Annotated in this window: 17 protein-coding genes and 2 pseudogenes; 13 read left to right on the forward strand and 6 right to left on the reverse strand. The window is 71.1% G+C overall.

Features of this window, described 5'->3' with window-relative positions:
- Positions 1-52 precede the first annotated feature (52 nt).
- The gene (locus ABT078_RS01720) at positions 53-304 is read left to right on the forward strand and encodes a helix-turn-helix domain-containing protein (protein WP_351222647.1); all 252 of its coding nucleotides are present in this window, start codon (positions 53-55) and stop codon (positions 302-304) included.
- On the opposite strand, the pseudogene ABT078_RS01725 reads toward ABT078_RS01720, so the two are convergent.
- Positions 257-406, reverse strand: a pseudogene (locus ABT078_RS01725) (RNA polymerase sigma factor SigE); the annotation flags it as partial. The gene ABT078_RS01720 and the pseudogene ABT078_RS01725 overlap by 48 nt on opposite strands.
- Before the next feature lie 163 nt (positions 407-569).
- Between ABT078_RS01725 and ABT078_RS01730 the strand changes: the two are divergent.
- From ABT078_RS01730 to ABT078_RS01765, 8 genes are all read left to right on the forward strand, one after another.
- Positions 570-959, forward strand: a complete 390-nt coding sequence (locus tag ABT078_RS01730) for a PPOX class F420-dependent oxidoreductase (RefSeq protein ID WP_351222649.1) — start codon at positions 570-572, stop codon at positions 957-959.
- A gap of 94 nt (positions 960-1,053) precedes the next feature.
- Entirely contained in the window at positions 1,054-2,553 is a 1,500-nt protein-coding gene (locus ABT078_RS01735; protein ID WP_351222651.1) for a UL36 very large tegument protein, read from the forward strand.
- A 169-nt stretch (positions 2,554-2,722) separates the two neighbouring features.
- Positions 2,723-3,565, forward strand: coding sequence for a nitrilase-related carbon-nitrogen hydrolase (locus ABT078_RS01740; RefSeq protein WP_351222653.1), 843 nt, complete (start codon positions 2,723-2,725; stop codon positions 3,563-3,565).
- Entirely contained in the window at positions 3,562-4,848 is a 1,287-nt protein-coding gene (locus ABT078_RS01745; protein ID WP_351222655.1) for an aspartate aminotransferase family protein, read from the forward strand. The genes ABT078_RS01740 and ABT078_RS01745 overlap by 4 nt, the downstream gene beginning before the upstream one ends.
- A 16-nt stretch (positions 4,849-4,864) precedes the next feature.
- Positions 4,865-6,268 (forward strand): dihydropyrimidinase, encoded by a 1,404-nt coding sequence (gene hydA, locus ABT078_RS01750; RefSeq protein WP_351222657.1) that lies wholly within the window; start codon positions 4,865-4,867, stop codon positions 6,266-6,268.
- 9 nt (positions 6,269-6,277) lie between these two features.
- Entirely contained in the window at positions 6,278-7,276 is a 999-nt protein-coding gene (locus ABT078_RS01755; protein ID WP_351222659.1) for a TIGR03842 family LLM class F420-dependent oxidoreductase, read from the forward strand.
- A 442-nt stretch (positions 7,277-7,718) separates the two neighbouring features.
- A complete protein-coding gene (locus tag ABT078_RS01760) occupies positions 7,719-9,260 on the forward strand; it encodes an NCS1 family nucleobase:cation symporter-1 (protein WP_351222661.1) in 1,542 nt (513 codons plus the stop codon).
- Between the two features lie 69 nt (positions 9,261-9,329).
- Positions 9,330-10,082: a FadR/GntR family transcriptional regulator gene (locus ABT078_RS01765; RefSeq protein ID WP_351222663.1), complete on the forward strand. Its 753-nt coding sequence runs from the start codon at positions 9,330-9,332 to the stop codon at positions 10,080-10,082.
- A gap of 614 nt (positions 10,083-10,696) precedes the next feature.
- Here the strand turns inward: ABT078_RS01765 and ABT078_RS01770 are convergent.
- Positions 10,697-11,491: an SDR family NAD(P)-dependent oxidoreductase gene (locus tag ABT078_RS01770; RefSeq protein WP_351222665.1), complete on the reverse strand. Its 795-nt coding sequence runs from the start codon at positions 11,489-11,491 to the stop codon at positions 10,697-10,699.
- A 50-nt stretch (positions 11,492-11,541) separates the two neighbouring features.
- Here ABT078_RS01770 and ABT078_RS01775 point away from each other — a divergent pair, with 50 nt between their 5' ends.
- The 3 genes from ABT078_RS01775 (at position 11,542) to ABT078_RS01785 (ending at position 14,898) form a co-directional block, all read left to right on the forward strand.
- The gene (locus ABT078_RS01775; RefSeq protein WP_351222667.1) at positions 11,542-12,975 is read left to right on the forward strand and encodes an amidase; all 1,434 of its coding nucleotides are present in this window, start codon (positions 11,542-11,544) and stop codon (positions 12,973-12,975) included.
- Positions 12,976-12,980: 5 nt separating this feature from the next.
- Positions 12,981-13,580 (forward strand): TetR/AcrR family transcriptional regulator, encoded by a 600-nt coding sequence (locus ABT078_RS01780; RefSeq protein WP_351222669.1) that lies wholly within the window; start codon positions 12,981-12,983, stop codon positions 13,578-13,580.
- Positions 13,581-13,677: 97 nt separating this feature from the next.
- Positions 13,678-14,898 carry a serine hydrolase domain-containing protein gene (locus ABT078_RS01785; RefSeq protein WP_351222671.1) on the forward strand — a complete coding sequence of 407 codons (1,221 nt, stop codon included), beginning with the start codon at positions 13,678-13,680 and terminating at the stop codon, positions 14,896-14,898.
- Positions 14,899-15,282: 384 nt separating this feature from the next.
- On the opposite strand, the gene ABT078_RS01790 is transcribed toward ABT078_RS01785, so the two are convergent.
- From ABT078_RS01790 to ABT078_RS01800, 3 genes are all read right to left on the reverse strand, one after another.
- Positions 15,283-16,530: a PP2C family protein-serine/threonine phosphatase gene (locus ABT078_RS01790; RefSeq protein ID WP_351222673.1), complete on the reverse strand. Its 1,248-nt coding sequence runs from the start codon at positions 16,528-16,530 to the stop codon at positions 15,283-15,285.
- A 1,302-nt stretch (positions 16,531-17,832) separates the two neighbouring features.
- A complete protein-coding gene (locus ABT078_RS01795; protein ID WP_351222675.1) occupies positions 17,833-18,453 on the reverse strand; it encodes a hypothetical protein in 621 nt (206 codons plus the stop codon).
- Positions 18,450-19,016 (reverse strand): hypothetical protein, encoded by a 567-nt coding sequence (locus ABT078_RS01800; RefSeq protein WP_351222677.1) that lies wholly within the window; start codon positions 19,014-19,016, stop codon positions 18,450-18,452. The genes ABT078_RS01795 and ABT078_RS01800 overlap by 4 nt, the downstream gene beginning before the upstream one ends.
- Positions 19,017-19,894: 878 nt before the next feature.
- On the opposite strand from ABT078_RS01800, the pseudogene ABT078_RS01805 reads away from it, so the two are divergent.
- Positions 19,895-20,161: pseudogene (locus ABT078_RS01805) on the forward strand (Tn3 family transposase); the annotation flags it as partial.
- A gap of 22 nt (positions 20,162-20,183) precedes the next feature.
- Here ABT078_RS01805 and ABT078_RS01810 read toward each other — a convergent pair.
- Positions 20,184-21,170 (reverse strand): HEAT repeat domain-containing protein, encoded by a 987-nt coding sequence (locus tag ABT078_RS01810; protein ID WP_351222679.1) that lies wholly within the window; start codon positions 21,168-21,170, stop codon positions 20,184-20,186.
- Positions 21,171-21,413 lie beyond the last annotated feature (243 nt).

Here is a 21,413-nt window from a genome sequence, read left to right on the forward strand (position 1 = left end):
TGAGCGGGAATGCCAATTACTATACCGGTCGCAGCGGTATTAGAATGACGGCATGGTTCGTACGCCCCTGACCCCCGAAGAGCGCGAACGCGGCGAGCGGCTCGGCCGGTTGCTCCGTGAGGCGCGCGGCTCGCGGAGCATGGTGGAGGTCGCGGCGACCGCCGGGCTCTCGGCCGAGACGCTCCGCAAGATCGAGACGGGCCGCGCCCCGACCCCGGCCTTCTTCACGGTGGCCGCGCTGGCCGGGGCGCTCGGTCTGTCCATGGACGACCTCGTGACGCGCTGCGCGTTCGTGCCCGTGTAGCGCCTCCGGGGAGCGGTGCTGAAGGGCCTTGCGCAGATGCGGGCGGCCGCGGTGAATACGGCTGCGGACCGTGCCGAGCTTGACGCCGAGCGTGGCCGCGATACCGCTCACGCCGAACCGCCTCCCCTGCCACGCCCGCCATCGTGCGCTGCTCGGTCCGCCCGACACCGCCTGCGCCTGGTCGCGTGCCCGTCCGGCCGGGATCGCATCGGGCCCGGGGTGCCTGCGACTTCGGTCGACACGCCGCGCGGAGTAGGGTCGCGCCGTGGATCTACAGGAGCTCGACCGCGCGAAGTACATCAGCCTCACCACCTTCCGCAAGGACGGGACGGGCGTCGCCACGCCCGTGTGGTTCGCCGTCGCGGGGGGTGAGTTGTACGTGTGGACCCGCACCGATTCGTGGAAGGTCAAGCGGCTGGGCAGGGACAGCCGCGTCACCGTGGCTCCGTGCGATGTGCGCGGGCGGGTCGCCGAGGGCGCGGAGCGGACGGAGGGGACGGCGAGGCTGCTGGACGAGGCGGACATGAAGGCGGTCCGCAAGGCGCTGCTGCGCAAGTACACCTGGCAGTTCTGGCTCGTCGACCGGCCCGCCGCCGTCGTACGGCTCGGCAAGCGCCCGCACACGGGCATCGCAGTGACGCTCCCGCTACGTTGAGCGATCCGCTCCGCCACCGAAAACTCCGCGTAGCCGTCCCGTAACACGGCTGAGGTCGAATGCCTGCGAACCGGAAGCGAAGGGGCGGGCGGAGATGGTGGTGCATCAACTCCCCGTGGAAGTAGGGGTTTTCGCGCGATACCTGAGAGAGCTGGCCGACCGGCTCGACCGGGGCGGCGGCTGGTACGCGGTCTTCTGGCAGCGCGACCCCGGCGGACTGGTCGCCTGCCTGCAGGGCGCGGAGATCCCGCCCTGGGACGTGGTGGAGTCGCTCCTCCAGGACCTCCCGGCCGACGGCGGCGAGACGGTACGCGCCCGGGCCCTGCACTCCGCCGCGGCTGCCGCGCACGACCGCATGTCCGGGGGTCCGGACGCCCTCCAGGAGCGCCTGGACCTGATGCGCCGCGAACAGGCCTACGCGACGGACCGCGGCCAGGAACTCCTGCGTCAACTGTCCGCCCTGCCCGAGCGCAGCCCCGAGTACCGGCGCCTCGCCCACGAACTGTCCTGGACGAACGACGACCACACCCGCGCAACTGCTCGCTGCACGGAGCTGTCCGCTCGCCTCGCGGCCCTGGGGGACTGGGCGTCGGGTCACCCCGACGGGGACGTCTGGACACCGCCTGCAGATCGCCGGCCGGGACCGGCCGGCGCCTCACCTGGCGCGAGACCGCCCAACCCCGGTCGGCAGGACCCTGCTTCGGTGCCCGAGGTGTCCCCCCAGGCGTTCTCCGAGGCGGCCTCCGAGGTGTCCCCCCAGGCGTTCTCCGAGGCGGCCTCCGAGGTGTCCCCCCAGGCGTTCTCCGAGGCAGCCCCCGACGCGGCCCCCGAGGCGCCGGCCCACGCCCCCGCGGAGTCCTCGCGGAGCACCCGGCGCAGCACGAAGCGGAGGCCCAGGGGTGCCCGGTACGCCTGGGGCGACGGGGGAGACGACGAGGCCGTCGCCGTACCCGAACTGCCCGTCGCCGACGTCAGGCCGCGCGGTGCGCGCTTCGGCGGGGCGGACACGGGCGCAGCGGCCGAGCCGGAAGCGGCGCAGGAGAGGCAGGGGGAGGAGGTCGCCCGCGCGCGGCGCGCGGCGGCCGAGACCGTCGTCGCCCTCGTACGGCTGCGCGGCGAGGGCCGCGGCGGCGAGGCGCACGCCCTGCTGTGCGAGGCCGCCGTTCGCCCCGCCGCCTGGCTACCGGTTCTGGCGGCGGAGCTGCACCGCGCGGGCCTCGGCGCCGACTGGGCCACGCTCCTCTGGGAGGCCGCGTCGCTGCCGCCGGGCCGGCTCGCCGCCGCCGCGGGGGCGCTCGCCGCGGCCGGGAGGGCCGAGGACTGCGGGCACCTGCTCCGCCAGGGCGTCGCCCGCCCGGCCGCCGAGATCGCCGACGCCGTGCTCGCCCTCGGCGAGGCCGGCGACCGCGCCGAGGCGGACGCGCTGCTCACCGCCTTCGTCCGGGTCCGCAGCCCGGAGGACTCCGCGCAGCTCGCGGCCCCCGACCCCCGCAGGCTCGTACCGCAACTGCTCGTCGCGGCCAGTGCCGTGTCCCCCGAGCGCGAGCGCGATGTGGTGCACGCCCTGCGCGTCGCCGGGATCGTCAGCGGTTGAAAAAGTACGGTATACGCTGTTTGTCGACCGCTCAGGTGTGAAACATGATCGACACTGCGGGTTGACGACGATGGTCTTGCCCCAGTGTGTGACGGGGCTTACGTTCTCCTCCTACGCACCGTGTCTACGTGCGTAGAGGCTCTCTGACGTCCTGTCGAAGGAGCAGCTCATGACCAACGTCGTACGCGCCGCACTCGTCCAGGCGACCTGGACCGGCGACACCGAATCCATGATCGCCAAGCATGAGGAGCACGCCCGCGAGGCGGCCCGGCAGGGTGCCAAGGTCATCGGATTCCAGGAGGTCTTCAACGCGCCGTACTTCTGCCAGGTGCAGGAGGCGGAGCACTACCGCTGGGCCGAGCCCGTCCCCGAGGGACCCACGGTCCTGCGCATGCGCGACCTCGCCCGCGAGACCGGCATGGTGATCGTCGTGCCCGTCTTCGAGGTCGAGGGCTCCGGCTTCTACTACAACACCGCCGCCGTCATCGACGCCGACGGCACCTTCCTCGGCAAGTACCGCAAGCACCACATCCCGCAGGTCAAGGGCTTCTGGGAGAAGTACTACTTCAAGCCGGGCAACGCAGGCTGGCCCGTCTTCGACACCGCCGTCGGCAAGGTCGGCGTATACATCTGCTACGACCGCCACTTCCCGGAGGGCTGGCGCCAGCTCGGCCTCAACGGCGCCCAGTTGGTGTACAACCCGTCCGCCACCTCGCGCGGACTCTCCTCCTACCTCTGGCAGTTGGAGCAGCCCGCGGCCGCCGTCGCCAACGAGTACTTCATCGCCGCCATCAACCGCGTCGGCCAGGAGGAGTACGGCGACAACGACTTCTACGGCACCAGCTACTTCGTCGACCCGCGCGGCCAGTTCGTCGGCGACGTCGCCAGCGACAAGGAGGAGGAACTGGTCGTCCGCGACCTCGACTTCGGCCTCATCGAGCAGGTCCGCCAGCAGTGGGCGTTCTACCGCGACCGCAGGCCCGACGCCTACGAAGGGCTGGTGCAGCCATGAGCGACCTGTACGACCGGCACCGGGCCGTCATCCCCGACTGGGTGGCCCTCTACTACCAGCAGCCCATCGAGATCAGCCACGGCGAGGGACGGCACGTCTGGGACGCGGCCGGCAACCGCTACCTCGACTTCTTCGGCGGCATCCTCACCACCATGACCGCCCACGCCCTCCCCGAGGTCACCAAGGCGGTGGGCGAACAGGCCGGGCGGATCATCCACTCCTCCACGCTCTACCTCAACCGCCCCATGGTCGAGCTCGCCGAGCGCATCGCCGCCCTCTCCGGAATCCCCGACGCCCGCGTCTTCTTCACGACCTCCGGCACCGAGGCCAACGACACGGCGCTGCTCCTGGCCACCGCGTACCGCAGGTCGGGACAGATCCTCGCGATGCGCAACAGCTACCACGGCCGCTCCTTCTCGGCCGTCTCCATCACCGGCAACCGCGCCTGGTCCCCGACCACCCTCTCCCCGCTGCAGACCCTCTACGTGCACGGCGGCGTCCGCACCCGCGGGCCGTACGCGGCGCTGTCGGACGCGCAGTTCACCGAGGCCTGCGTCGCCGACCTGGAGGACCTCCTCGGCCACACCCACGACGTCGCCGCGCTCATCGCCGAGCCCGTCCAGGGCGTCGGCGGCTTCACCTCCCCGCCCGACGGGCTGTACGCCGCGTTCCGCGAGGTCCTGGACCGGCACGGCATCCTGTGGATCTCCGACGAGGTGCAGACCGGCTGGGGCAGGACCGGCGACCACTTCTGGGGCTGGCAGGCGCACGCCGAGAACGGCCCGCCGGACATCCTCACGTTCGCCAAGGGCATCGGCAACGGCATGTCCGTCGGAGGCGTCGTCGCCCGCGCCGACGTCATGAACTGCATCGACGCCAACTCCATCTCCACCTTCGGCGGCTCGCCCGTGACCATGGCGGCGGGCCTGGCGAACCTCACGTACCTGCTCGAACACGACCTGCAGGGCAACGCGCGCCGGGTCGGCGGACTCCTCATCGAGCGGCTGCGCGCCATCGGCGCCGCCGTCCCGGCCGTCCGCGAGGTGCGCGGCCGCGGACTGATGATCGGCGTGGAGCTGGTGAAGCCGGGTACGGACGAGGCGTATCCGGAAGCCGCGTCCACCGTGCTCGAAGCGGCCCGCGAAGGCGGCCTGCTCATCGGCAAGGGAGGCGCGCACAACACCAGCGTGCTGCGGCTCGCACCGCCGCTGTCGCTCACCGTCGCGGAGGCAGAGGAAGGGGCCGCGATCCTCGAACGGGCCCTGCGCAGCGTCCAGTCATGAGGAGAAGCAGGGAACCATGAGCAACCGCACCCTGATCCGCGGCGGACTCGTCATCACCGCCGCCGACGAGACCCATGCCGACGTCCTCGTCGAGGACGGGCGCATCGCCGCCCTCGCGGCGCACGGCTCCACCGCGGCCGAGAGCTGGACCGCCGACCGCACCATCGACGCCACCGGGAAGTACGTCATCCCGGGCGGCGTCGACACCCACACCCACATGGAGCTGCCCTTCGGCGGCACCTTCGCCTCCGACACCTTCGAGACCGGCACCCGGGCCGCCGCCTGGGGCGGGACCACCACCATCGTGGACTTCGCGGTCCAGACGGTCGGCCACAGCCTGCGCGAGGGACTCGACGCCTGGTACGCGAAGGCCGACGGGAACTGCGCCGTCGACTACGGCTTCCACATGATCCTCTCCGACGTCAACGAGTCGTCGCTCAAGGAGATGGACCAGCTCGTCGAGGAGGGCGTGACCTCCTTCAAGCTCTTCATGGCCTACCCCGGCGTCTTCTACAGCGACGACGGACAGATCCTGCGGGCCATGCAGCGCGGCACCGCCAACGGCGGACTGATCATGATGCACGCCGAGAACGGCATCGCGATCGACGTCCTCGTCGAACAGGCCCTCGCGCGCGGCGAGACCGACCCCCGCTATCACGGCGAGGTCCGGAAGGTGCTGCTGGAGGCCGAGGCCACGCACCGCGCGATTCAGCTGGCCCGGGTCGCGGGGGCACCGCTGTACGTCGTCCACGTCTCGGCCGACGAGGCCGTCGCCGAGCTCGCCGCCGCCCGCGACAAGGGGCTCAACGTCTTCGGCGAGACCTGCCCGCAGTATCTGTTCCTGTCCACGGACAACCTTGCGGAGCCGGACTTCGGGGGCGCGAAGTACGTGTGCAGCACGCCGCTGAGGCCCAAGGAGCACCAGGCGGCGCTCTGGCGCGGGCTGCGCACCAACGACCTCCAGGTCGTCTCCACCGACCACTGCCCCTTCTGCTTCTCCGGCCAGAAGGAGCTCGGCCGGGGCGACTTCTCCAAGATCCCCAACGGCCTGCCGGGCGTCGAGAACCGCATGGACCTGCTCCACCAGGCGGTGCTCGACGGGCACATCAGCAGGCGCCGGTGGATCGAGATCGCCTGCGCGACCCCTGCCCGGATGTTCGGGCTCTATCCGAAGAAGGGCACGATCGCACCGGGCGCCGACGCCGATGTCGTGATCTACGACCCGGGCGCCGAACAGGTCCTGTCGGCCGAGACCCACCACATGAACGTCGACTACTCGGCGTACGAGGGGAAGCGGATCACCGGCCGGGTGGAGACCGTCCTCTCACGCGGCGAAACCGTCATCGACCAGCGGGAGTTCACCGGTCGCGCCGGCCACGGCGTGTACACCCCCCGCTCCACCTGTCAGTACCTGAACTAGGAGGTCCCGGTGGACTTCGGACTCGTCCTGCAGACCGATCCGCCCGCCTCGGCGGTCGTCGGCCTGATGCGGCGCGCGGAACGCAACGGCTTCCGGTACGGCTGGACGTTCGACTCGGCGGTGCTCTGGCAGGAGCCGTTCGTCATCTACAGCCAGATCCTGGAACACACCCGGAAGATGCACGTCGGCCCGATGGTCACCAACCCCGGGACCCGGACGTGGGAGGTGACCGCATCGACCTTCGCCACGCTCAACGAGATGTTCGGCAACCGGACGGTGTGCGGCATCGGGCGCGGCGACTCCGCGATGCGCGTCGCCGGCCGCAGGCCCAACACCCTGGCGCGCCTCGGCGAGGCGATCCCCGCCATCCGTGACCTCGCGGAGGGCCGGGAGGCGGTCATTGACGGGCAGACGGTCCGCATCCCGTGGGTGCGGAACGGAAAGCTGCCCGTGTGGATGGCCGCCTACGGCCCGAAGGCCCTGGCACTCGCCGGGCAGAAGGCCGACGGGTTCATCCTGCAGCTCGCCGACCTCTACCTCACCGAGTGGATGGTCAAGGCGGTGCGCGATGCCGCGGCTCAGGCCGGCCGCGACCCGGACTCGATCACGATCTGCGTCGCGGCGCCCGCGTACGTCGGCGACGATCTGGCGCACGCGCGGGATCAGTGCCGCTGGTTCGGCGGGATGGTCGGCAACCATGTCGCCGACCTCGTCGCGCGGTACGGCGAGCACTCGGACATGGTGCCCGAGGCGCTCACGGCGTACATCAAGGAACGGCACGCCTACGACTACGGCCACCACGGGCGCGCGGGCAACCCGTCGACGGACTTCGTGCCCGACGAGATCGTGGACCACTTCTGCCTGCTCGGGCCCGTGTCCGCGCACATCGAGAAGCTGACGGCGCTGCGGGACCTGGGCGTCGATCAGTTCGCGGTGTACGCGATGCACGACGCCCGGGAGGCCGTGATCGACGCGTACGGCGAGCACGTCATCCCCGCGCTGGGCTGACCCGGGGGCCCCGCCCCGGACCCCTGCGCCCGAGGCGGGGGCTCGTCCCTCCCCGACCCCTGCGTCCCACGCCCTGTGGGCGTGGGGACCCGATTCCCGAACTGGGGGCGGGCCCCAGGACCCCGTTGCGGGCCCTGCCCCCCTGGACCCGCTTCCCCTGCGCCATTCGGGCATGGGGGAACGCCCCGCCGCCATCGTCGGCGGGGCGTGACATCGGAGCTTCCCCCGGGCCCCTGCCCCATTCGGCAGAGGGGCTCCTTCGGAGCCCGTCCGCGTGCGAGGCCGGACACCGGGCCCAGCGCCCGGTACCGGCACGTCCGTGGGCCAGGGACGGAGCCCCCGTTCGGGAAGTGGGGGTCCCCCACGCCCGCAGGGCGTAGGGGGAGGGCAAGGAGAAGGCCCGCCGCAGGCGACGCCCACACCACTCATCGAAAGGCCGCTCATGACCGGTACCGCCGCCATACCGCCGACCCCCACCCCCGATCCCACCGCCCCCCTCGACGGCCGCGTCGAGCTCGCACCCGGTGCCGTCCCCACCGGCGGCCGGTTCGTCAACGCCGACCTGCTGCCCGTCCCCGTCGCCCGTCGGCACTGGACGACGTACAACTTCGCCGCGCTCTGGGTGGGCATGGCCCACAACATCCCGTCCTGGCTGCTCGCCTCCGGGCTCGTCACGCTGGGCATGGACTGGAAGCAGGCCGTCTTCACGATCGCCCTCGCCAATGTGATCGTGCTGCTTCCGATGCTGCTCACGGGGCATGCCGGGCCCAAGTACGGCATCCCCTTCCCGGTGCTCGCCCGCGCCTCCTTCGGGCTGCGCGGCGCCAACCTCCCGGCGCTCATCAGGGCCGGCGTCGCCTGCGCCTGGTTCGGCATCCAGACCTGGATCGGCGGGCAGGGGATCTTCGTCCTGCTCGGCACGATCTTCGGCGGCTGGGCGGACGTGGCGGAGGTGGGCGGCCAGCCATGGACGCTCTGGCTCTGCTTCGTGGTCTTCTGGGTGCTCGAACTGGCCATCATCTACCGGGGGATGGAGACCCTGCGCCGCTTCGAGAACTGGGCGGCGCCCTTCGTCATCGTCGGCGCGCTGGTGCTGCTCGTGTGGATCGCGATCAAGGCGGGCGGCTTCGGCCCGCTGCTCGACCAGCCGTCCAAGCTGGGCTGGGGAGCCGACTTCTGGCCGGTCTTCTTCCCCTCCCTCATGGGCATGATCGCCTTCTGGTCCACGCTCTCGCTGAACATCCCCGACTTCACCCGATTCGGCGCCGGGCAGCGCGCCCAGGTCTGGGGCCAGACGCTCGGGCTGCCGACGACCATGACGCTCTTCGCGCTGCTGTCCGTGTTCGTCACCTCGGGATCCCAGGCGGTGTACGGGGCGCCGATCTGGGACCCGGTCCAGCTCGCCGCCAAGACCGACAACGTCTTCGGGCTGCTGTTCGCCCTGGTGACCGTGCTGATCGCGACGATCTCGGTGAACATCGCGGCGAACGTCGTCTCGCCCGCGTACGACCTCGCGAACCTCGCCCCGCGGCTCATCAACTTCCGTACGGGCGCGCTGATCACGGGAGTCGTCGGCGTCCTCATAATGCCGTGGAAGCTGACCGAGACCCCCGAGCTCTACATCTTCACGTGGCTGGGTCTGGTCGGCGGCCTCCTCGGCACGGTAGCGGGCATCCTCATCGCCGACTACTGGATCGTCCGCCGCACCCGCCTGGAGCTGGCGGAGCTCTACCAGCCGGGCGGCCGCTACTGGTACTCGTCCGGCTGGAACTGGCGGGCCGTGGCCGCCTTCGCGGTCGGCGGGGTGCTGGCCGTGGGCGGCTCCCACTCCCAGCCGGGCAAGGGGCCGTTCCCCGAGGACGGCCTGATCCCCTTCCTGAAGCCGCTCGCGGACTACGGCTGGGCGGTGGGGCTCGCGGCCGCGCTGCTGCTGTACACGCTGCTGATGAGGACGAGGAAGGACGCACAGCCCGACGCCGGCTGACCGTGCGACACCGACAGGTCCGCTCCCCCGATGGCCCGGGGGAGCGGACCTGTCGGCCTTCCGCCCTGTGTGACGGACGGTCCCGTCCGGCTCGCGGATCAGGTCGCCACGATCCTCGCGGAGGAGATCGAGTCCGGGCGGCTGGCCGCGGGCGACAAGCTGCCGACCGAGGTCGCGCTGGTCAAGCAGCTGGGCGTCAGCCGCACCGTGGTGCGCGAGGCCGTGTCGCGGCTCCGCAACGCGGGCCTGGTCGAACCGCGCCAGGGTCTCGGCGTGTTCGTCATGCCCCGGCGCACACGGCCGCTCGACCTCGAGGCCGACACCGGCGGCACCACCGACACCAAGTCCAAGGTCCTGCAGATCGTGGAGGTTCGCCGCGCCATGGAGGGCGAGGCCGCCGGCCTCGCCGCCGCCCGCGCCACGCAGGACGGCCTCGCCCGGATGCGCCAGGCCCTGGACGCGATCGACGCATCGGTCGCGTCCGGCGGTGACGGCGTGGACGAGGACCTCGCCTTCCACCGGTCCATCACCGAGTCGACCGGCAACGAGGTGATGGTCTCGACGGTGCGGTACCTGGGCGAGGTGCTGCGCAGCGGCATCCGCGTGACGCGCGCGAACGAGGCGCGACGGGGCGACTTCATCGAGGCGGTCCGGCAGGAGCACCACGCCATCCTGGCCGCCATCGAGGCAGGCGACGCCGAGGCGGCACGCACCGCCGCGCGTCTCCATCTGAAGCACGCCGCCTCTCGGCTCCAGGACGCGGACGAGGGGTTCTGGACCGAGGCCGAGGACCTCGACGTGGATCTCGAAGCCGCTCCCTGACGCGCCGACCCCATAGTCGGCGGCGTCCTCGCCGCGCCGTGGACGCTCGTGCCCTGGAAACTGCGGTGGACGCCGCCGATGCCGCCCGAGCGCAGTGCCGTCACCGCCCGCCGAACACCGGCCCGAGCGCCCGGACCAGCCGTTCCCGCAGCCGGCCCCGGTCGCCCGCGCAGGACGCGCCGTCGACCCGCCGGCCCCGGACCGCGCCGGGCCGAAGTCCGCCGGGTGCTCGCCGAGCACCCGGCGCAGCAGGCGCGGGGTGAGACGGCTCCCGGGGCACTCGGCGAGCAGGGCTGCGTCCGCGAAGCCGGCCTCGCCCAGCTGCCGGGCCGTGCGGCCGGCCGGCTGATCGCCGAGCCCGCCGCTGCCCGTGCGGGTGAGCATCGGCCGGTCGGGCGCCGCGCCCCGGTCGAGGACGCTGCGGGTCAGCTTCGGACGTGGTCGGCGGCCCATGCGCCGAGCCGCTCGTCCTCGGCCGGTGTCCGGGGCGGACGCACGGTCGGATGCGTCTCGAAGGTCCCCGGCGAATTCCCGTCCTGCGAACAGGCGGCCGACCGTGGCAAGGGCCACCGACAGTCCCACGGGCCTCCCCGGGACGGCGAGGGCGACCGGGTTCAGCGGCTGTCGCGCTGGGCGTCCACGATGCTGCGGATCGTACGGTCGGCCCCGCTCGCGCGGCGCTGGACGCGCTCGGAGAACCCGGGGAACTGCCCGCCGATCGCGGTGAGGACCTTCATCTCGGCGGGGGCGATGTTGACCTCGGCCCGGTCGCGCTCGATGGCGCGGACGACGCCTGCGACGACCTGGCGGGGCGAGACCGTGCGCAGACCGGCCGGGGCCTCGGCGCCCGTCGCCGCGAACATGCCCGCGTCGCGCACGAAGCCGGGCTGGACGACGGAGACCCCGACGCCGTGCTCGTGGAGGTCCTGCCGCAGCGCGAGCGCGAAGCCCCGCAGACCGAACTTGGTGGCGTTGTACAGGGCGGAGTACTTGGTCGCCGTCTTGCCGGAGATCGAGCCGACGAAAGCCAGATGGCCGCGGCGCGCCTCGACCATGGCGGGGGCGAGCAGGCGGGCCAGGACCGCGGGGGCACGGAGGTTGACCGCCAGGGCACGGTCGATCTGGTCCGGGGTGTAGTCGAGGAGCTCCCCGCTGGAGGGCAGGGCGGCGTTCGCGACGAGGATCTCGGTGCCGGCCGCCTCGTGGGCGAGCCGCTCGACGTCGTCGGGGTCGGCCAGGTCGGCGACGATGCCACGTGCGTCGTAGCGCGCCACGAGGGGTTCGAGGGCCTCGGCGCGTCGCCCGGTGAGGATCAACTTTGCGCCGCGCGCAGCGAGTTCGGCGGCCAGGGCCGCACCGATACCTCCGGTGACACCGGTGAGCAGAACGGTTGATCCGGTGATGCGCATCTGGTTACCCTCCAGTTCTGTTCGTTCGAACGAACAATAAGGAGCGCAGGGTGGACATGTCCACAGCAGATTTCTCGGGACTCGTGGAGCAGGCAGGGAAGTTGAGGGAGGGCCAGGTCGGCGCGCGCGAGCTCGTCGCCGCGTCGCTCGCGCGGATCGAGTCGAGCCGCACGGTGCTCAACGCCTTCCGGCACGTACGCGCCGAGGCCGCGCTCGCCGAGGCCGAGGACGCCGACCGGCGCCTTGCCGCGGGTGAGCGACTGCCCCTGCTCGGCGTCCCCCTCGCCGTCAAGGACGACACCGATGTGGCCGGGCTGCCCACGCTGTTCGGCTGCCGCGGCGAGCTCGCCCCGGCGCCCGCCGACGGCGAGGTCGTACGCCGGCTGCGCGCGGCCGGAGCCGTCATCGTCGGCAAGACCAACGCCTGCGAGCTGGGCCAGTGGCCGTTCACCGAGGGACCCGCCTTCGGAGCCACCCGCAACCCCTGGTCGCCCGGACACACACCGGGCGGCTCGTCCGGCGGCTCGGCGGCCGCCGTCGCCGCCGGGCTCGTGCCCGCCGCGCTCGGCTCCGACGGAGCAGGCTCCATCCGGATCCCCGCCGCCTGGACCCACCTCGTCGGCATCAAGCCCCAGCGCGGCCGGGTCTCGCTCCACCCGCACACCGACGCCTTCCACGGCCTCGCCGTCAACGGCCCCCTCGCCCGCACCGTCGCCGACGCCGCCCTCCTCCTCGACGTCGTCCAGGGAGCGCATCCGGAGGACCTCCACCGGCCCGACGCCATCGACGCCTCCGCCGCCGCCCGTCGCGATCCCGGCCGGCTGCGCATCGCCCTCGCCTGGCGGCCCCCGCTCACCCTCACCGGAGCCAGGCCCCACCCGGACGTACGCCGCGCCGTGACCGAGCTCGCCGAGGCACTCGCCCGCCTCGGCCACCACGTCGAGGAGGCCAGGCCGCGTTACGGCCTCATCGGCCTCGGCTTCGTCCCCCGCGGCACGGCAGGCGTCGCCGAGATCGCCGCCCTGCACCCCGAGCCCACACTGCTCGACCCGCGTACGCGCACCGCCATGCGCAACGGCCGCCTCCTCGGCGGCCGGATCGTGCGTGCCGCCCGCGCCCGCGAGGCCCGCCAGCACCTGCGCATCGGCGCCATCTTCGACACGTACGACGTCGTCCTCACCCCGACCACCGCCGCGCCCCCGCCCGCCATCGGCACCTTCGACGGACTCAGCACCTGGCGCACCAACGCCACGATGGCCGCCGCCTGTCCGTACGCCTGGCCCTGGAACGTCCTCGGCTGGCCCGGCGTCAGCGTGCCCGCCGGGTTCACCGCCGACGGACTGCCCGTCGGCGCACAGCTCCTCGGCCCCGCGGGCGGTGAGGAGCGGCTGATCTCCCTGGCAGCGCAGCTCGAGGCCGACCGCCGCTGGTACGAGAAGTGCCCCGACCCCCTGATCACCTGGAGCGCGCCGGTGGAACAATGACGCGCATGTCCAGCGAGCCCGCCGCGCCCGTCATATCCCCGCCCGTCACCTCCACGCCCCCGACCCGGCAGCGCATCATCGGTGCCGTCCTGCGCATCATCGGCCGGGACGGCATCGCCGCGGTCACCAACCGGCGGATCGCCAAAGAGGCCGGGGTCTCGCTCGGTTCGGTCACCTACCACTTCACCAGCCAGCACGAGCTGCTGCGGGAATCGCTGCTCCACTTCGTCCGCGAGGAGACCCGGCGGCTGACCGAACTCGCCGACGCGGGCCGCGCCGAGGGCGTCGACATCGACGGCGCGGCCGCCCTCGCGGCCCAGGTCGCGGACGGAACCACCTTCGACAGCGAACACATCGCGCCCTTCGAGCTGTACGTCCAGGCGGGCCGCGACGAACGGCTGCGCGAGGCCGCGGCGGAGTGTTTCGCGGCGTACGACCGCCTCGCCGTACAGATCCTCACGGCCCTCGGCGTCCCGGACGCCGACCGCCTCGCCGCGACCACCGTCGCCCTCGTCACGGGCCTCCAACTCCGCCGCCTGGCGACGGGTTCCCCGGCGGAGGACCTCACGGACGCACTGCTGCTCCTGGTGCGCGGGGCCGGCTGAGCACAGGTCCGGCCGGCGGCGGCCAGGCTGCCCGAACGGGTCAGCGCCGGGCCCCGTCGCGCCGCCGCACGTGCACCCGCGACGTACGTTCTGCTCCATGGCACGCCTCCCCTCCGCAACCGCGGCCGTGGCACTCACCGCCGCGGGGCTGCTGACCGTCACGGCGTGCACCGCCGCGCCGACCTCCGCCCCGCAGGCGGCGGCGCTGCCGACACCCTCGCCCAGCGGCCCGGTCCGCGCGCTGACGCCCGCCGTCTCGGCGCAGCTCGACAAGGCAATCACCCGGACGCTGCGTCAGGCCGGCGTCCCCGGCGTCATCGTGGGGCTGTGGATCCCGGGCAAGGGCAGCTACGTCCGCGCGTTCGGCGTCGCCGACAAGAGGAGCGGCACCGCCATGTCGGACGGGCTGCGCATGCGGATCGGCAGCGAGACCAAGACCTTCACCGTGACCGCCTTGCTGCAGTTGGTGGACGCGGGGAAGACCGGTCTCGACGACCCGGTGTCGGACTACGTCCGGGGCGTCCCGGGCGGCGACCGGATCACTCTGCGCCAGCTCGCCGAGATGCGCAGCGGTCTCTACTCCTACACCGAGGATCCCGACTTCGAGAAGGCCTTTCTTGCGGACCCCGACCGGCCGTTCACGCCACAGCAACTGCTCGACTACGCCTTCAGGCACCCGCCGAACGCCGAGCCCGGCAAGACGTTCGAATACTCCAACACGAACGCGATCCTGCTCGGCCTGGTCGTGGAGAAGGTGAGCGGCGAGCGCCTTGCCGACTACCTGAAGAAGCACGTCCTCGAACCGAGCGGCCTGGACCACACGCTCCTCCCCGAAGGGGCCGAGTTCCCGGAGCCGCACGCACATGGCTACACCGAGCAGACAGCGGACGGCGAGGTCGCGGACGCCACGAACTGGAATCCGTCCTGGGGCTGGGCCGCCGGGGCGATGATCTCGGACCTGTCCGACCTCCGTGCGTGGGCGCGTATCGTCGCGACGGGCACCCTGCTCAAGCCCGCCACCCAGGCACAGCGACTGCGCACCCTTCCCACCGGCTATCCCGGTACCGGATACGGCCTCGGCATCTTCACCAACCACGGCTGGATCGGGCACAACGGTTCACTGCCCGGCTATCAGTCCGTGGTGGTCCATCTGCCCTCGGCGCAGGCGACGCTGGTCACGCTCAGCAACACGGACACCGCATACCAGGGCAGCGACCCCAGCACGCTCTTCGCCAAGGCCATCACCTCTCTCGTGACCCCCGGCAACGTCTACGACCTGCCGCCCGCACCGCCCGCCCCGGTGTCCCCTTCGGGCTGACGGGAACCCGCCACGCCCTGACGCCATCCCCATCGGAGGCCAACCGAGGGCGGGGCGGGCGACGGACGGGACGGCGAGGGCCACGGCACCGGCCGCGGCCGTAGGTGCGGCCGACCGCTCCAGATCGAGATCGGTGCTCATGGTCCGACCGTACGGAGGCACAGGTCGGGCCATGACGGGGCAGGCAACCGGATCGGGGGTTCGGTTCTTCCGAACCCGTGCGTGCGGGTGGGCCCGGGCGGACGTGCGAGCCGGCAGACGACTGCCGAGGGCATCCGCGCGGGGGCGGGCGCCCCATGCAGGAGTCGTACGGATCCGAGGCGCGAGCGGGCGGCCCGACAGCTCGTCGTCCGGGTGTGCCGGCGGGCACGGCCGACGACGCCGTCAGAGGCGGACGACGACCAGGGCGATGTCGTCGCGAGCGCCGGCGCTGACGCCGAGAGTGGCCAGCGCGACGTCCGCGAGGTGCTCAGGGCCGAGGCCGTTGTGCTGGGCGAGGGTGTCGGTCAGGCGGGCGAGGCCGACGTCGACGTCCTCGCCGCGGCGTTCGATCAGGCCGTCGCTGTAGAGCACGAGGGTGTCTCCGGGGGTGTAGCTCACACCGGCCTCGGGACGGGGGACGTGATCGGGACGGGCACCCAGCGGTGGGTCGGTCGCGTGGTCCAGGAGCTCGTAGGTGGCATCGCTGTGCAGCAGGATGGGCGGCGGGTGGCCGGCGCAGCTGTAGGAGATCCGGCGGGAACGGGTGTCGACCATCGCCAGGACCGCGGTCGTGGCGAGCGCGCCGTCGACCGAGCGGGCGTACAGGCCGAGTACCTCGAGCGCCTTGGCCGGACCGCCCGAGGTGCGGGCGGCGGCGCTCAGCGCACTGCGGAGCATGCCCATCACGGTGGCGGCTTCGAGCCCGTGGCCCACGACGTCGCCGACCGCCACGGCGAAGCGACCGGCCGACAGGTTCACCACGTCGTACCAGTCCCCGCACACGTTCAGCGATCCGATGGCGGGCAGGTAGCGCACCGCGATGTTGGGGTGTCGTGCCAGGTCCGGTGAGTGGAGCATGGCCTCCTGGAGCGTGAGGGCCACCTGTCGTTCACGGGCGTGGGCCTGGCGCAGCTCCTCGTTCAGCCGCTGCAGCTCCCTCGACCTCGCGTACAGCTCGGCTTCCATCGCCTCTTCCCGCTCGCTCAGCTCGCTGCCCCGGCCCCGGTCGCGGATTCGGCGGGAACGGACGAATGCCGTCACGTCCTCCACGCGGTGGATGATCCACGCCACCGTCCCGTCCGGCCCGAACACGGGAGTGTTGATCGGAGACCACCACCGCTCCTCGAACGTCCCCGGCCGTGCCACGACGGGGATGTCGTACTGCTGCATGGCCATCGTGTCCGGCACGCGGGAGGTGAGGACCCGGTGCAGCGAGGCACTCAGATTCCGCACGCCGTCGGCCCCGGGGTCTGCCGGGTTGTCCGGGAAGGCGTCGAAGATGTACTGCCCGACCAGATCGTCGAAGGTCCGATTGGTGGCCTGGAGATAGGCATCGTTGACGTCGACGATCACCAGGTCGGCGTCGAGGACCAGGTAAGGGGTCGGCGTGGCCGCGAAGAGCGCCGCGTAATCGATCTCCGGTGTCTCCATTGCGCTCCCTGAGGACCCCTGGCCTGCGGATCTGCCCCAGCTCAAATCTATGAGGCATCCAGGGGTCGTGCCTGTCCTCGCTCTCCGGGCCGCCCCGGCTGCTCCGGTTGTCCTCCGGAGCAGGTCGGCGCGCTGCCCGGCCTGTGGCGTGTGGCGGAGGATTGTTCATCGGGCATGTCGGGCGTCGGTGCGTCAACGGCGTCACACGGTGTGGTGGAGCCCGATCGGGGCCGTCGGTGCCCATGGTCGTGAGGGCCGGTCCGTCCATCGGTACGGATCAGGATGTACGGCTGCCCGCTCGGCCCTTTCAGGCCACGCCTGGTGCCCGCGGATAGTGCACGGGGCAAGGATGACGACGGCCAACCGCCGAGGCGGAGCCCTCCCCTTGCGCCCGACCCCTGGTGAATCGTGCAGTGCCGCGACGGGCGTTGAGCATTCCGATCGGCCGGGAGCCCACGCCGCAGCGAGTCAGCCTCCGAGGGCCTTGCCGACCTACGCCGCCGCCGGTCGGCGTCTTGCGCCTCCCGCGTACGCTGCCTTGATGGAGCAGCCACAGATGTTCACCACCCGACCGACCCTCCAGGGCACCTTCGGCATGGGGGCCCCGGGGTCGGGTCGCTGACCTGCGCTTCTGTTACCCGTTGAGTCCATGACCTGCGGAAACGTGTCTTTCACCGTCTTTCGGCGGGGTACCGGCTTATGCCGCTCGAACTCCCCAGAGCCTCCCCCAACGACGAGAAACTCCCCAGCCGCTCCCCAGGGTGAGCGGCTGGGAAGGACGCAGCAGAAGGCCGCTCGCCTGCGGCTTCGGGGTGTCGTGGAGTGGCCCAAGGACGGAGCCCGTGGGGCCACGGCAGAACCAGATGGCCACGGCGGACTTGCCGGTAGGCCAGTGATGAAGCCGCCAGCAGGTTCTTGGTCTGCTGGTGGTACAACCTGGATTGCGGTCTGACCAGGCAGAACGAGCGTCGGTTCCGCGGCAGGCGGAGGGTTGGTCCGTGTATGGTCCGGATCTTGGTTCAGAACGGGGGAGCAGGCGCAGCAGCCCGAGACGGCGGCAGAATGGCGGCCGCCTCGTCTGTTGGCTTGACGGTTGATCGCAACATCCCCGGCGTCGGGCACGGGGACTGAACCGCTGGCTTGTATGGGGGTAGCGGGACGCGGTCGGGTGGGCCGCTCGTAGCGTGCCGTAGGGTGCCGGGCCGGGTGACTCGTGGACCGTCTGCTGCCACGGTTCCAGGGTCGGTCTGCGCAGCGTCGCTGAGGGCTGACTGTGACCGCTCCCGCAGGTCATTGCGCCCGTCAGCGCGTCCCAACCCACACGCCCGCAAGGAAAAGAACGGCAGGTACGGCGACGTACTTGATGAGTCGCCGACGGGCGGTTCCGTCAGGGGCGAACCCCTTCGCAACGACGACGTCCGGCAGGGCGGAAGTCGCCGTGAGCCCGTGCACCCGAGGCCACTGGTTATCCATGAGGACCGTTAGGAAGATCGTGTGGCGACTGGGCACGAGCCCTCGGCCGAGCTTCAGCGACGTCCCATCGACTGTCACTGGTGGAAGCGCTCGCCCTCCGGGTTGGCCGCTTACGTCCAACAGTGCGACGACCCCATCCCCCAGAGCTAGTGAGAACGACTGGTCGTCCGGTATGACGATGTCCTTCCGCCCGAGGTTGGTCAGCTCGATGCGAAGGACGTGCCCGTTCCTCAGGGTGCGCGAGCCGTGCGTGACGGAGAAGTTTTCCCGGGCAATCCCCCCAGTGGCGAGGAGAGGTGTGGGCTTCATGAGTCCGTACAGAAGCCGGTGGCGCGGATGCACCGCTCTCCATGCCGCTCGCGCCCCGATGAGGGTACCGACGAAGGCCAGAATGCCCACGGCGACGACCCACAAGTTCTCGTTGTCCAGCCAAGATGCTGCACTCGTCATGTCGGGATTAAAGCGCTCACACGCCTCGCAGGTAGCAAAACTGCCGAGCCAACTTGTAGACGTGCAGCGCCTCCGCCGGCACCGCACAGGAATGGTCGACGCTCAGGCTGAGGTCTGGGCGGGAGCGCAGGCTTCGGCCGAGGAGCCACCCCGTCAATACTCCTGACGGTAGGTATGGCCAGGGGAAGGTCGGCTCCTGTGTCGAGCCTGTAAGCCTCCTGGGCTTTCTGGCTAGCCTGACGATCGCCGATCTTCATCAGGTGCGACCGCGCGTGGTTTGGGGAACGGGCTTGGCGTTCCTGCTCCTCGGGGGCGGGAGCGGGGAACGGCGCGTCGGTCTCGATGTCCTCGTGGACGTACTGCTCCGTGGCCTGCTCCTTGGCGAGACTGACAGCCAAGCCAGTCGCGAAGACCACGGTGGCGATGATGGCCTTCTTGTTGTTCTTGAAGAGGCCCTTCACCTTCTCGGTGACGGAGGTGGTCTGGCCGTCCTCGGAGGTGGACTGGCTGGGCCCGGTGGCGGTCTGGTTGTTGACCTCGGGGGTCTCGGCGGGGTCATCCAACCGCACAGACCTACCGGACCCGCGCCTCGCCTGTCAGGCAATTGCCCGACATTGCCCAATCAAGTTCAGTAGCGCTCGCCAGGCTGAAGTACGTCTGTACGTCTCCGCGGCTTCCTGATGACCGACCTCCGGGCGGCTCTGCGACCGCGAACCTGGGGAGTAACGGCGGCGCTCGCCACCCTGACGAACGCCGGGCAGGCGGGCACGGGACGACCCTCGACGACGAGGCTTGTTACCTCCTCCCCTACTCGGTAGCGATCCGGGAGGGCCGGAGCCCGAGCCCGCGGGCGCCCGCACCAGGTCCCCCGCTTCGTGGTGGGGTGAGTACCTCCCGGACATCCGGCAGTGGGAGGACGTGACCGGCCGCGCCGCTCCCGCGCCTACCGAGGTGGGCCGCAAGGGCGGCCTCCGGGTGACGGTCGAGTGGGTTGAGTGGCGGATCTGACCGGCGCGAGAGGTTGCCGACGGACTGGCCGCGCATTCGGCTTCGCGTCCTTCGGCGGGACGGACACCGCTGCACTCACCGTGATGAGTACGGGGAGCGTTGCGAGGAGCCCGCTACGGACGTGGATCACATCGTGCCTGGTGATGACCATCGAGAGACCAACCTTCGAGCACTCTGCGGGTTTCATCACCAGGCGAAGTCGGCTCGCGAGGGCGGCCTCGCACAGGCCGCCCGGGGGCGCCGGATCAGTCAGCGTTCCGAAACTCATCCCGGCCTGACTTAGCAGGGCCCACGGATCGTGTCCGTGAGCCCCCACACTAGGCGTGATTCTTCTTGAACCAGAACCGGACACTGAAGCCGGTCGAGCCCATCAGGAAGAACATGACTTCCTGGCTGAAGTTCCACTTGGCCCCAAGGGCCGTGATGGTCAGCAAGCTTGCTCGCCCTGCACCTCCTCCAGTCGGCCCTGGTCCACGTCAACACGCTCCTGGTCCAAGAGGTCCTGGCCGAGCCCAAGTGGGCGGACAAGCTCACCGAGGCAGACCGGCGCGGCCTCTCACCGCTTTTCTGGACCCACGTGAATCCCTACGGCAGGTTCGAGCTCGACATGAACCGCCACCTGCACCTCGGCCCGCTCCTCCCACGGCAGCGAACGACCCAGGACGGTGCCGTTTCCTCCGGCACGGCACCGGTTGGATGAGCGACGCCCCTCCGGTCCCGGATCACTGGTGCCCGCAGGACGTCCATCCAGCACGGCCGAGAAGGTCTGCTGCAGCCATCCGAACGTTCGGGTTCTCGTCCTGCAGAAGCTCGCGGGCTGCCGACCCGTAGGTGGTCTGGTCGTCGCTGACCTGGAGCAGGTAGACCAGGGCTCGACGTCGAACCCAGTGGTCCGGATCCTTGAGCGCCGATGCCAGCACCTGGGCGGCGTCGCTGTCGAGCTCGGCCAGGGTCCGTGCCGCGTCCATCCTCACTCCCCGGTCGGGGTCGTCGGCCAGGGCCTGGACCAGCGCGTCCCGGGCACGATCGGTAAGGGGCTGACGCCCGCCCAGGGTGTAGGCCGCGACTCGTCGTTCGCCAGGGGAACCCGAGGCGGTCAGGATGTCGATGAGCTCCTCGGAACTGCCGCGCCTCTGGTCGCGAAAGCCGGGGACGAGCTCACCCTCCGGCAGCGTGTCGAGCCAATGCTCGTACCAGGTCAGGAAGTCTGGCTGGGGATGGAAGACCGGAGGTGCGGCAAGGTCTCCGAGGTTGGCATCGAGGAGTCGGCCTCGGGCGGGGCCCGAGATGACCAGCAGCGTCATCTCCAGGCAGCCGCGATGGACGACAGTGTGAGTCCCGGCGTACGAGTTGTCCTGCACGTCGCGGAGCCGCGCCCAATCAGCGGCGACGGAGTCAGTCGGCTCCAGCGCGAAGACGCGCCCAAGTTGCTGACTGGCGGTGGGGATGTCGTGGGCGGACCAACGCGTCAGAGAGAGTAGTCCGTAGTCGGGTCCAACGCCCCCGTTGCCGATCTCGCGCAGGAACGTGCGATAGCTACGGGGAAGACAGATGCCGTGAGCTGCCTCGTAGGCGACCACTCGTTCTTCGCTGAGGGGGGCGCCCAAGCGCTGACCGCCAGGCGCCCGCACGAAGGTCCGCGGGCGAGGAACGGGTTCCGTACAGGCAGCGGCCAGTTTGGATCGGATGCGGGCGACGATGTCGTCCATGGGTGCTTCTTCCAAGGGGCGGCGTCACCTTATGGGAAGCCGCGTTCGCCGACATCCTATGCAAGGGAACTCCCCGGGCAAGATCCAACCGTCCTTTCGCGGCCCCTTGGTCGTGTCCGTTTGAGGAACCCCCAACGAACAATCGTGATCTCGCTCGGCGGGAGAGATCGACCTGCGCTGATGGTGTCTCATTTAGGGTGTCCGGTGATCTGTACGCTGAGCGGGGGCTTACCGTACGCTCCG

Origin of the sequence: Streptomyces sp. NPDC002133, from assembly GCF_040296405.1 — a bacterium.
Lineage (GTDB): Bacteria > Actinomycetota > Actinomycetes > Streptomycetales > Streptomycetaceae > Streptomyces.